This is a genomic window from Allocatenococcus thiocycli, assembly GCF_921292965.1.
Taxonomy (GTDB): domain Bacteria; phylum Pseudomonadota; class Gammaproteobacteria; order Enterobacterales; family Vibrionaceae; genus Vibrio; species Vibrio natriegens.
In genome coordinates, this window is record NZ_CAKLCK010000034.1 from 36,735 (window position 1) to 49,658 (window position 12,924).

At 45.2% G+C, this 12,924-nt stretch carries 9 protein-coding genes; 7 read left to right on the forward strand and 2 right to left on the reverse strand.

What is annotated here, in order from left to right; genetic code table 11:
• Nucleotides 1–114: 114 nt before the first annotated feature.
• A complete protein-coding gene (locus L9Q40_RS13885) occupies nt 115–927 on the reverse strand; it encodes an AraC family transcriptional regulator (RefSeq protein ID WP_268668557.1) in 813 nt (270 codons plus the stop codon).
• A 762-nt stretch (nt 928–1,689) separates the two neighbouring features.
• On the opposite strand from L9Q40_RS13885, the gene L9Q40_RS13890 reads away from it, so the two are divergent.
• The gene (locus tag L9Q40_RS13890) at nt 1,690–2,409 is read left to right on the forward strand and encodes a helix-turn-helix transcriptional regulator (RefSeq protein ID WP_024372625.1); all 720 of its coding nucleotides are present in this window, start codon (nt 1,690–1,692) and stop codon (nt 2,407–2,409) included.
• 68 nt (nt 2,410–2,477) lie between these two features.
• Here L9Q40_RS13890 and pdxH read toward each other — a convergent pair whose 3' ends face one another.
• Nucleotides 2,478–3,113 carry a pyridoxamine 5'-phosphate oxidase gene (pdxH, locus tag L9Q40_RS13895; protein WP_014235106.1) on the reverse strand — a complete coding sequence of 212 codons (636 nt, stop codon included), beginning with the start codon at nt 3,111–3,113 and terminating at the stop codon, nt 2,478–2,480.
• A gap of 278 nt (nt 3,114–3,391) precedes the next feature.
• Here pdxH and L9Q40_RS13900 point away from each other — a divergent pair, with 278 nt between their 5' ends.
• The 6 genes from L9Q40_RS13900 (at nt 3,392) to L9Q40_RS13925 (ending at nt 12,880) form a co-directional block, all read left to right on the forward strand.
• A complete protein-coding gene (locus tag L9Q40_RS13900; protein ID WP_498793637.1) occupies nt 3,392–5,242 on the forward strand; it encodes a sensor histidine kinase in 1,851 nt (616 codons plus the stop codon).
• On the forward strand, nt 5,235–6,461 hold the full coding sequence (locus L9Q40_RS13905; protein ID WP_498793638.1) for a sigma-54-dependent transcriptional regulator: 1,227 nt from the start codon (nt 5,235–5,237) through the stop codon (nt 6,459–6,461). The genes L9Q40_RS13900 and L9Q40_RS13905 overlap by 8 nt, the downstream gene beginning before the upstream one ends.
• A 170-nt stretch (nt 6,462–6,631) precedes the next feature.
• Entirely contained in the window at nt 6,632–8,023 is a 1,392-nt protein-coding gene (locus L9Q40_RS13910; RefSeq protein ID WP_014235109.1) for an HlyD family type I secretion periplasmic adaptor subunit, read from the forward strand.
• Between the two features lie 125 nt (nt 8,024–8,148).
• Nucleotides 8,149–8,832: a transglutaminase-like cysteine peptidase gene (locus L9Q40_RS13915; RefSeq protein WP_020335032.1), complete on the forward strand. Its 684-nt coding sequence runs from the start codon at nt 8,149–8,151 to the stop codon at nt 8,830–8,832.
• Between the two features lie 5 nt (nt 8,833–8,837).
• A complete protein-coding gene (locus L9Q40_RS13920; protein ID WP_014235111.1) occupies nt 8,838–10,751 on the forward strand; it encodes a bifunctional diguanylate cyclase/phosphodiesterase in 1,914 nt (637 codons plus the stop codon).
• 14 nt (nt 10,752–10,765) lie between these two features.
• Nucleotides 10,766–12,880: a type I secretion system permease/ATPase gene (locus L9Q40_RS13925; RefSeq protein ID WP_020335034.1), complete on the forward strand. Its 2,115-nt coding sequence runs from the start codon at nt 10,766–10,768 to the stop codon at nt 12,878–12,880.
• Nucleotides 12,881–12,924: the final 44 nt, after the last annotated feature.

The following is a 12,924-nucleotide window of genomic DNA, read 5'->3' on the forward strand; positions in this document are numbered from 1 at the left end:
GCTGCTTTAACGTACAACCTGATGAAAAATGAAGAGAAAAGAGATCTAAATCACACTAATAAAAAACAAAAAACCATGCTAAAAGCATGGTCTTGAGTAAAAAATCTTTGGAATTTATCCAATCTGTTTCTTATATTGTGAAGGCGATAATCCCTGAAGACGAGTGAAAGTATGGGTGAACGTACTTTGGTTAGAGAAACCTGTGAACTCTGCAATTTGCCCCAGCGATAGCTGTCCTTGATTGATTAACTCTCGCGCCATATCAATGCGTTTACCCAAAACATACTGATGCGGTGTAATTCCCATTTGCTCTTTGAATAAGCAGTGGAACTGACTTTCACCTAAAAACACTCGACCAGCGAGTTGAGCAACACTGATCTTATGGCTTAAATGCTGCTCGATGTAGCGGTCGATCGCTTCCAGATCAAAACGGGACTCTTTGCGGCTGGTTTCAAAAGCGGAGATATGGCGCTGCATCAGTGCGATGACCGTATCATTACAAGCACGGCTCAATAACAGATCTTCTGGGTGACTGCGCATCTCCTGAACCAGCATCTGTATCAGCTTCTGAATTTGACTATCTAGCTTGAAGTACAGGTGCGAACGCTCCAAATTGTTGAGTTTATCCAACATTTCCGGATCGTCATTGGTCGGTTTTGGCATATTGAGTACCAAAATATCTGACTGATTTATCACCCCTCCGAAAGCATGATCAGAGCAGGCGGTTACCACGCATCCCTGACCCGGCCCGACGAGATTTCCCTGCCCGCGCACTTCAAACTCAGCTTGTCCTTTCAACCCAATGACAATCTGAGTATAAGAATGATCATGGCATTCCATATAAGATGGAAGCGTGATCAGTTCTGCAGGGCGAGGCAGCATAATATCTTTATATAGCGGGGCTTTCGGGTTATCTGAATCAGTCATTTCACACAGTCATCTTAAGCGTGAGGCTTACAATCACGCATGATATACCTTCTAGGGAAGCTTGCAAATCTTCCACACATTAATCGGACAAGATCAAAACACGATGATCAACATGAATTACATGATCATCGTTCCGGAACGATGATCATGCTGGTTCAAACTACGGTTAACGACAAACCAATTTTGATAGTAAAAACGGATAGATAGCGAGCACTGTTGAATGTAACCACCATTATTAGTAAAGATCCTCACTTGCGATCGGACGCTTACGTAGACTCAATCTACTGAGCGAATAATCAATGATGAAGATTCTCTTAAATCATTGCTCATAGAGGGAATTCCCCCCTTACTTATATTCTACCGATTCAATACATTAGTCCGAGAACTTTAGGGAACATCCCCCTTAAGATCTAGGTATCTCGTTGATACCTCTAATTTACCTAGCAGGCCCTCGCTACGTAAATTAGAACCTCTTCTACAAGTCAATAAGATTAATATCTTGTGTTGCCAGCCCGTCTTCAGGCTGGCTTTTTTTATATGAATGAAAACAATAGCATAAGCTGATATCATATTGACCACCTAACTGTATCCTCGCGTTAACTATCATTTTGAGAAATCTTAATCACGCCCGTCCCAGCGCCAACCAGTTTTAGCGACACGACGAAAGCATGATCAAGGGACACTCTTTATGTAAATCGGTAAAAACCGAGACACGAGCTTATTAACCTGAAATTACTCAGTCAGAGAGTAGTGAGTCCTGTTGTGAATATCCCAGTCAATAGCATAGAACAGTCACTCCTTCGACAACTTCCCGGTTGTTGGGGGTGCAAAGATAAAGATTCCGTGTTCCGTTACGTTAATCAGGAGTATGCCGAGCTAATAGGCCATACCAGCCCAGAACATTGTATTGGTAAGACTGACTTCGACATGCTAAGCCCAACCACTGAGTGTGCAGAAGAGTTTCAACGTCAGGATAAATACGTTATGGAGACTGGTGAGTCGCTGAAAATTCTTGATATTCATCCCTACCCAGACGGACACTGGCGCGCCCACATTTTTACTAAAACGCCTTGGCGTGATGAACAGGGAAATACTCTGGGTACCATCTTTTATGGAAGAGAACTGACCGACACGGCAGTTATCGAAGTGGGCTATTGGGTTTGCCGAGCGGTCGAAACCGATCCGAATCAGCAATCCATATTCCGTTTCTCGAATCTAGACTCCAAGGCCGTGACGCTCACCAAGCGTGAGCAAGAAACGCTTTTCTTGTTACTTTACGGCAAGAAGCCGCAGTTCATTTCCCAAGTAATGGGGATTTCGACCAAAACGGTTGAAGGTCACGTCGCTCGCCTGCGCAACAAATTTGATGCGAACAGCAAAAATGAGTTGATTGATAAAGCGATGGAAGCTGGATACGGCTCTGTGGTACCGAAGACCTTACTGAAGCATCAACTTTCTGTTGTTCTCAATGGTGACAGATAAAAGTAACAGATAACAAAACACCGCCGAGGTGGCGGTGTCTTTCAGTCAAATGGCCTGATGTCGATGGACTATGGCGCTAAGCGATCGATGTCCCATTTACCGTCATGCTGCGAAAACAAGAAACGGTCATGCAGTCGATGCTCCCCACCTTGCCAAAACTCAATGCTTTGCGGTTTCACTCGGAAGCCACCCCAAAATGACGGCACTGGAATTTCTCCTTTAGCAAACTTTTGTTTTAGTTCAAGGAACTTACCTTCGAGTACGCCACGAGCCGAAATACGACTGCTCTGCTTACTGGCAATGGCAGCAAGTTGACTTTCTTTAGGGCGAGACGTGAAGTATTTCATGTTTTCCATCGCGGTGAGCTTTTCGGCAACACCAGTGATGTGAACTTGTCGTTCAAGAGGGTGCCAAGGAAAATGCAGACTGATGTTGCTGTTATGCTCTAGTTGTTGAGCCTTACGGCTACCCAGGTTGGTGTAAAACACAAAGCCATTTTGATCGACATTTTTCAGCAGCACAATACGCTGAAACGGCATGCCATTCTCATCAACCGTTGCCACCGTCATTGCGGTAGGATCAGTTAACCCCGCTTCAACCGCTTGCTGCAGCCACAGGTTAAATTGATCAATAGGATCCGCCGCCAAATCTTTACGACGCAGACCACCTTTCGTGTATTCACGACGAATATCAGCAAGTTCCATCTTTACTCCTTCACTATTTTTTGTCGATTGTGCTCTCGATAATAAGGAAATACAAGGACATCAATGGTTATGTCTCGTAATCGCTGCGCCTCACAGCATCATCAGATACCTTCTGATAAACTAGGCCTCAAGTGACTTATTTACCTTAATAACTTTAAGATGCAGGGAATATATCGAGACTATCAGAATCAATTCTGATTGATTCATTAATCCCGCGTCTGAACCCAAAAACTCTCGCCGCCCCAATTAGGGATAGCGTTATAACTGGTGAGCCAAACGTGAACTTACTTAATCCCAAAGCACTTCGCCACTTTTTATTACTCCTGTTTGCTGTTGGTCTCACAGGGCTTGCTCTTACTCATCATTACGCAACTCAGTATCAACATGATCAATGGCAGCATAAACTCGAAAACCAAGCCTCTCTGGTATCGCAAGAAGTCGACTACGAGCTGGCTAAATTTGAGCAAATTCCTAATCTGTTAAGCCACGACCCAAGATTGCTCAAAGCGGTACAGCAAGGCACCGCATCTGATGAGCTCAATGTCTTACTGGAAAACTGGTTAAAACAAAGCTTAGCGGACACGATTTATGTGCACGACAGCACAGGGTTGGTCATTGCATCAAGCAACTATCAGCAATCGGATTCGTTTGTCGGTTCCAGTTTCAGTTATCGCCCCTATTTTCAAAATGCGCGACGCGGACAAACGGCTCAATATGTCGGTTTGGGCGTTCGCTCGAATAAACGCGGTTACTTTTTCTCGTCACCACTTTGGGTCGATGACCACGTCGCTGGCGTAATTACCGTTAAAGTGAATCTGGAACAGTTGGAAAAGCGACTCGCTCAAAACGGCACCGATGTTTTGATTGCAGATAAACATAATGTTGTCTTCATGAGTAACTTGCCCGAGTGGCACTACAAAGCACTGTTCCCTTTGACCCGAGAAGCGATTGATGCGCTGACTCAAACCCGACAGTATGGTGATACCTTGCCGGAATACAACGGTTCACTTACTGCGCAAAGCAATGCCGACAACTTCTCAGGCAACCAGCTTTTGTTGTCACCAAATTATCTCGCTTATGCGACCGAGCTGTTAGACAAAGGTTTTCGAGTTATCGCACTGATAAATCAAGATACCGTTCTTGCTGCTGTTCTACAGGCGGATGCCGTTTATCTGATCCTTTACGCTCTCATCGCTTTGATTGCACTTGCCTGGTTTCAAATGCTGGTCAACAAAGCCCATCTGGCCAATCTCAATGTCAGTTTGGAAGAAAAAGTCGTTCAACGAACGGTTGTGTTAAGCGAAGCGAATCAAAAACTGCAACAAACTATCCGCCAATATGAACAGAGCCAGCAAGAGCTTAAACAAACACAGCAGGAGTTGACCCAAGCGGCGAAACTGGCGTTATTGGGAGAGCTTTCTGCCAGCATTAATCATGAAATAAACCAGCCTTTAGCCGCATTGAGAACTTACACTGAGAACTCGCAACGTCTGCTGGCAATGGAACGCTATCCGATGGTCGCAGACAACTTGGAGAAGATGCTGACTTTGAATGACACCATTTCCGAAGTCATTGCTCGCCTTAAAGTCTTTACCCGTAAAACCGATCAAAACTCTTTCAGTGAAGTATCGATACTGCATGATGCTGTACACAACGCCACCAGCATCTTAAGTAACAAACTGATTAAACAGGGCGTCACGCTGAAAGTACCCGAGATCGATAGCAGTTTGCGTTTAGCCATTCACAGTGTTGAATTGGAGCAAGTCTTGATCAATATCTTTCACAACGCAGCGCAGGCAATGGATGGCTATTGTATCGACCCGCAAATATCCATTGCCGTTCAATGCGATGACTCGAGCTGTGACATTCTGATTTCTGATAATGGTCCTGGTATGTCCGACGAGGCATTAGCGAAAGTCTTCGACCCATTTTTTACCACCAAACCTGAGGGGCTAGGACTAGGTTTGACCATTTCTAAACGTATTTTAGAGAGCTATCAGGGTTCGCTCAGCGCCTTTAATCATAACAGCGCTACATCAGAGCAGCGCGGCGGCATGACCTTTGTGGTCAACATTCCGATGACCAAGCCATACACAACCACTCAATTAATGGAAAACGATCATGCATAACCCTGTTTTCTTCGTAGACGATGAACCTCATATTCGAGATGCGGTTTCTCAGGCCCTACTTATCGAAGGTATAGACGTCACTTGTCTGCCAAATGCCGTCGAAGCGTTACGCGTGATCGATCCAAACTCCCCTGCCGTCATCATTACCGACATTCACATGCCAGTGATGGATGGTCTGGAGTTCATGCGAACCTTGCTGAGCAAAAACAAACACTTTCAGTTTATCGTGTTAACCGGTCACGGAGATGTCAAAACTGCAGTTGAAGCGATGAAAAGTGGCGCGTACGACTTTCTGGAAAAACCCTTTTCAACTGATCAGTTAATGAAATCGCTCAATAATGCCGACGATAAACTCAATCTATTGCAAGAAAACATCTGGCTGAAGAAAGAGCTCGACATGCAAACGCATGTGGGTCCTAAAATGATCGGACACAGTAAAGCCATGGTTAATATTCGCCGGTTACTGATTAGCGTACCGACGAACCAACCATTGATATTCATTGGTGAAGATGGCACAGGACGCAGGCTTGCCACACAGTTTGCTCATGATATACACGCTACCGCCGACAGCGAATTAATCGCCGTCTCCGGAGAAGATCTACCAGAGCTTTCTATCGATTCGTTAGATAAAACCATTCAACATTTAACCGAAGGGAAAAGCCATTGCAGCTTATATCTATATAATGCAGAAAACCTTTCTTTGGAGCAGTGGCAAAGCCTGTTTAACCATCCCAAACTCGAACGTGTCTTTGGTGCTGCGACACACGTAGAAAAAGACATCAAAAACATCGCAACACTGATTCACTTACCAACCCTGGATGAACGGAAAGAAGATATCGGCCCGCTGTACAAACACTTCGTACGCCATGCTGCCAGCCGTTATCAACTGCAACCACCACACATCAGCCTTGATGAAGTCAAATACATTACGGAATTGTCATGGCCTGAAAACATCAAACAACTGCGTCGATTTGCAGAACTGCGTGCACTCAAGCCTGATACCTTTCGTATCGAAGATTGGAATAGCGACAAAAGCATCGAAATTCAGAGTATGACCCAACGCACAGAACACTTTGAATATTGTCTATTAATTGATGCTTTACAGCGGCACAGAGGCAGACTTAAAGAGGTTCAACTAGAATTACAGGTATCACGCAAGACCTTGTACGACAAACTAAAAAAACATCAGTTGGACAAAACGAAGTTCAAGGCACTGTAAAGGCGGAAGCAGCGCCCGTGCCAAACGGAGAACGGTATAACGTTGGGTGATTAACGGGGGGGAGGCAATCCCTACACATTGATTCAGTCGAAGCAAAACGAGAACAAACGCATAAGACTGAACAGTAATTAGATCAAAAATATAATGAGCCATTGTGATCAGGGAATGTGATGGGCCAAAACAACTACAGCAAACTCAGCACTGATGAACTGGATTTTGTCGACGATAAAACCGCAGCTTTGCTTCTTAATACCCCCAGTAGCGCACGCTTGATGCTTTGGGTGATGATGTTTTTTTTCATTGCCGCTATTGGATGGGCCTCTTGGGCAAAAATAGATAAAGTGACCGTTGGCCAGGGCAAGGTCATCCCTTCTTCTCAAATTCAGGTCGTCCAAAACCTAGAGGGCGGCTTGGTCAAAGAAATTTTGGTGAAAGAAGGTCAGCTGGTCGAAAAAGGTCAACAACTCCTGTTAATTGACGACACCCGATTTCGCTCTGATTTTCGTGAACGAGAACAGCAGGTCGCGAACTTAACGGCTTCCGTTCTTCAGCTTTCAGCCTCGATCAGCAGTGTGGAAGTCAATCGAGATTTCGATACAGACAACTGGAAACAGAGTGTCGTGCTGGATTATGGTAAACTCACCTTTCCCCCCCTATTAGAAGAAAAACAACCACAATTGGCGCAGCGTCAAAAAGCGGAATACCGTGAAAACTTAGATAACCTGCGCAACCAACTGTCCGTTATCGATCAACAAGTCCAGCAAAAGCAGCAAGATCTCGTCGAGATAGAAGCCCGCGTGAGAAACTTACGTCAAAGCTATCAATATGTGCGTAAAGAACTGGACATCACCAAACCTTTAGCAGACGAAGGCGTGGTACCGCGTATTGAACTACTTAAACTACAGCGTCAGGTTAATGATACTCGCCGTGAAATGACGTCTAGCGAACTGAAAATTCCGGTACTCAAGTCCGCGTTGAGAGAAGCCATGCTCAAGCGTATTGATGTCGCATTGCAGTTCCGATCAGAACAACAAGAAAAACTCAATAATGCACAAGACCAACTTTCAGAGTTAGTTGAATCAGCCGTTGGCTTGGAAGACCGAGTCAATCGCACCGTCGTCAACTCGCCAGTGACTGGCAAAATAAAAACCCTTTACGTTAATACCGTTGGCGGTGTTATTCAGCCAGGAATGGATATCGTCGAGATTGTTCCAACTGAAGATACCCTTTTGGTTGAAGCCAAAATCGCCCCGAAAGACATCGCATTTCTGCGCCCGGACCTGCATGCCATTGTAAAATTTACCGCTTATGACTTTACCAAGTACGGTGGTTTGGAAGGCGAGCTCGAGCATATCAGCGCGGATACTACCCAGGATGACGAAGGCAACAGCTTTTATATTGTCCGGGTACGCACAGACAAAACTAACTTTGGCCAGGGTGCCGATTTACCGATTATTCCCGGCATGACCGCATCCGTCGATATCATTACCGGCAAGAGAACCGTTTTGGAATATTTGCTTGAGCCTATTTTGAAAGCCAAAACCAATGCGTTAAAGGAGTAGACGACACGTGGCACTCTGACTTCATACTGAATTTGCAACGATGAGTTTGTAAGTTGTTAAATAAAAAGTAATTATTTCTCACAGACGAACTCATTATAAGAGTACACTTGTGACGTAAATCTAATATGCAACCCATTTTTACACGTAAAGTCACATTACTATTTAGCTTAAGTTGTCTTTCGCTCCAAACAGGTGCGTTAAACAAAGAAGAGCAACAATGGGTCGATAGAGTCACGGCAGTGTACGGCCAACGAGCCGGAGTACGTGTCAGTACGTGGAGAAACACACTGACCGAACTGAGCCATGTGGATACCCGAGAGAAACTCGCAGGTGTTAACCGCTTTTTTAATCAATTGTATTTCGTTGATGACAAAAAGCTTTGGGGTACGTCGGATTACTGGGCAACGCCCCTCGAGTTCTTAGGAAGTAATGCTGGAGACTGTGAAGATTTTACCATTGCGAAGTATTTCTCATTACTTGAACTGGGTGTGCCTGACTCTAAGATGCGTTTGGTGTACGTTAAAGCCATAGAACTAAATCAGTTTCATATGGTGTTGGCCTATTACCCGACGGCCAGTGCAGAGCCGCTTATTCTCGACAACCTAAATGCAGAAATTGTCAGAGCCTCTAAGCGCCGCGACTTGCTACCGATTTACAGCTTTAATGGTACAAACCTGTGGTTAATAAAATCTTCTGCTGGAAACGGAGAACTGGCAGGGAAAGCCTCACGTTTGAGCCTTTGGAATGACTTACGCTCGCGCGAACGTAAGTTGCAGTTAAAAAAACCTAAAATTAAATATGACGAGTGAAAAACATGACCCTATATAAGAAGCTAGTAGTGGGAATGGTTACGGTCTTTGTGCTCTTGATGGCATCAGTACTCGTAATCGAATTCAATACTACTCGAACCAGCCTGGAGCAACAGCAGCGTTCGGAGGTCAACAACACCATCAATACTGTCGGTTTGGCGTTAGCTCCTTACTTAAAAGATAAAGATAAGGTTGCCGTTGAGTCGGTCATTAATGCGCTGTTTGATGGCAGCACCTATTCCGTTGTTCGTCTGACATCGCTTGACTCAGATTACCAGATCGTACGTTCTTACCCAATCAAACCAAGCTCAGTGCCACAATGGTTTATCAACTTAAATCTCTTTAAAGCGATTCATGATAAACGTGTGGTGACCAGCGGTTGGATGCAGCTTGCCGAAGTTGAGATTATCAGCCACCCTGGCGCTGCCTATGAACAGCTATGGAAAGGATTCATTGGTCTGTTATCTGCGTTCAGTCTTCTCTTTCTGGCAGGCTTGATTGCTATCTCCTACATTTTACGACGTTCACTCAGACCGTTGGCGGCAATCGTACAGAAAATGCATGACATCGCGAATAATCAGTTTGGAGAACCGCTTACCCGCCCTAAAACCAAAGACCTGATTGCTGTCGTCGATGGTATTAACACCATGTCGGCTCAAATTGAGTTGTCTTTTAAAGAACAGGCGAAAGAAGCACAGCGTTTGCGCGCTCAGGCTTACCTCGATCCAATATCCAAGCTGGGTAACCGCTCGTTTTATATGAACCAGGTTGATCAATGGCTAGCAGAAGAAACGCAAGGTGGTATCGCGCTACTCCATGCCGAATATATTGGCGATATTTACGAGACGAAAGATTACCAACGTGCTGATGCACACGTAAAAGAGCTTTCTCAACGCCTGAAAAATACCATCGATGTTTCGGGAGCGACGATTGCTCGCCTATCGAGTGACGAATTCGGTCTTCTCTTCCCTCATATGGATGAAAGTGAACTTCGTCTTATGGCCGACAGCATCGTTAACTGTGTGAATGGGTTAAACACCGACCCAACGGGTCTTGCTAAACCGAAAGCAGCACTTGGTGTTGCTCATAGTAAAGAGCATAAAACCCACTCTGAAATTCTATCAATGGTCGATAATGCCCTGTCCAAGGCAAAAGCTCAGCCAGATAAGCCTTACGGATTTATCGGCAGCGATTCCCCATCTAACCTGATGGGTAAACAGCAGTGGAAAGCTTTGGTTGAAGAAGCGATTCACAGTGACTGGATCCAATTCCGTTTTCAGGCTGCTAAAAATACCTGGGGTAAAGTATTCCACAGTGAAGTCTTTTCAAGCATTGAAAAAGATGGCGAAACGTTCCGTGCGAACCAATACTTATTCGCGCTTGAGCAGCTAGAAGCGACCAACATTTTCGATCAGTACGTGATCGAATCAATGATCAACATGCTAGAGCGTGGAGACATCACCGATCCTGTCGCGATCAACATTGCGCAAAGTAGTTTATCTCAGCCTTCGTTTATTCGCTGGACAACGAGCATGCTGGAAAAACACCCTGAAGTCGCGCCTAAGCTACACTTTGAGATTCCAGAAGAGTGCTTTATTGAGAATCCTCACCATACCGCCCTGTTGTGTAATGCTATTCGTCAGGCGGGGGCAATATTCGGTGTGGATAATTACGGTCGAAATTTCCAGTCGCTGGAGTACATTCAGGAGTTCCGTCCAAATTACGTGAAACTCGATTACTTGTTTACGCATAATCTGCACGATGAAAAACAGAAATTTACGCTGACTTCGATCTCTCGTACCGCGCACAACTTAGGCATCACGACCATTGCGTCGCGTATCGAGACTCAAATCCAGTTGGATTTCCTTGCTGAACATTTTGTTGAAGTATTCCAAGGATTTATTGTCGACAAAGAATAGAAGGTTCAACCACGATGAAAGACCCTTTGCTGAATTCGCTGATCTACGTTAGCCGTTACTATGGATTAGCTAACTCGCCGGAAGCACTTGTTAACGGATTGCCGCTCTCAGAAGGCAGGCTGACTCCGTTTCTGCTTCCCAGAGCAGCAGAGAGAGCCGGGTTGGTCGCCAAAGAAAACCGTGGAGAGCTGGAGAATATCTCCAGCTTGATACTGCCAGCAATATTAGTTCTGAAAGGTGGTGATTCTTGTGTTTTAAACAGTCTGAACCCAGAGACACAAGAAGCGGAAATCACCACCTTAGAAAGTGGAATGGTGCCTATCTCCATTTCATTACCAGACTTACTTCAACAATACGCCGGGCGCTACTTCCTGGTCAAAAAACAGTTCCGTTTTGATGAACGCTCGCCAGAGGTACTCAAAACCAATCAAGGACACTGGTTTTGGTCGACTTTATGGCAATCAAAACGCATTTACCGTGATGTATTTATTGCCTCGCTACTGATCAATATTTTTGCCATCGCTGCACCAATGTTTACGCGCTTGGTGTATGACAAAGTGATCCCTAACCTTGCCTTTGAAACCCTATGGGTACTGGCAAGTGGTGTATTTGTTGTCTTCTTATTTGATTTTATTCTCAAGACATTACGTAACTACTTCATCGATGTCGCGGGTAAAAAATCTGACATTCTGATTTCCTCGAAACTGTTTAGCAAAGTGATGGGGATTCGAATGGAATCCAAACCTCCTTCGGTTGGCGCTTTTGCTCGCCATCTACAGGAATTTGAATCTATTCGTGAATTCTTCACATCAGCAACCGTTAGCGCCCTCATCGACTTACCTTTCGCAATTCTGTTCTTAGTCATCATTTGGTTAATGACAGGTAACCTCGTATTCGTCCCTTTGGTCGGTGTCATTATTTTAGTTATTCACTCGCTGATAATTCAAAAGCCGTTGAGACGCTCGATAGAAGAAGGGTCGCGACTCGCTTCGCAAAAATACGCCAACTTAATTGAAAGCCTCTCCGGTATCGAAACCGTAAAAATGCTCAGTGCGCAAAGCCAATTCCAATATCGTTGGGAAGAAGCCGTAGCACACATGGCAAACTGGAATATTAAAAGCCGCCGTATCACGGACAGTATTCAAAACTCAGCAAGCTTTGTGCAGCAAAGTAGTAATGTCGGTATGGTCATTCTCGGCGTTTACCTGATTGCAGAAGGAGAGTTAACCATGGGGGGCTTAATCGCAGCGACGATGCTGAGTGGACGCGCCATCAGCCCGATGATTCAGCTTTCTTTGCTATCAACACGCTACAATCAAGCGAAGTCTTCAATGACCATCATTAATCAGGTCATGGAGATGCCGGATGAGCAAGAAGAAGGAAAGCGTTACATTCACCGCCCTATTGTTCAGGGTAAAATTGAACTTGAACGTGTCACCTTCTACTACCCTAACTCGCCTGTCGCATCGATTCGTGATTTGAGCCTGACCATCAACCCTGGTGAGAAAGTCGCGATTATCGGGCGTATAGGCTCAGGTAAAACAACATTAGAACGTCTTATCATGGGGCTATATCAGCCTACAGAGGGGCATGTGCGCATTGATGACACCGATATTGCTCAGCTTCATCACGTCGATATAAGGCGCAATATCGGCTGCGTACCACAAGATCCAACTCTATTCTTTGGTTCAATACGCGATAACATTACGCTAGGACGCCCTCTCACCGATGACCGTGATGTTATGGATGCCGCTAATCGTGCTGGAGTGACAGCATTTACTCAGTCGGATCCGGCCGGTCTGGAGCGTCAGGTAGGTGAAGGTGGTGCAATGCTATCAGGTGGGCAACGTCAGGCCGTTACCATCGCCAGAGCTCTGTTAGGGCATCCTCCGGTCTTACTGATGGATGAACCGACCAGCGCCATGGATAACCGCTCTGAAATGCACATAAAGCATCAGTTAGCCCAGTTGAAAGAGAATGAGACGTTGATTTTTATCACTCACAAGACCGCAATGCTTGATATCGTTGATAGGGTTATCGTTTTAGAAAAAGGCAGCATTATTGCGGATGGTCCAAAAGCTCAGGTACTGAGCGATTTGAAACAAGGTAAAGTGCGTGCAGTAAGTTAACGTGCCAATATCGCCCCTTAAACACCGACTGTTTACGGGGCTCG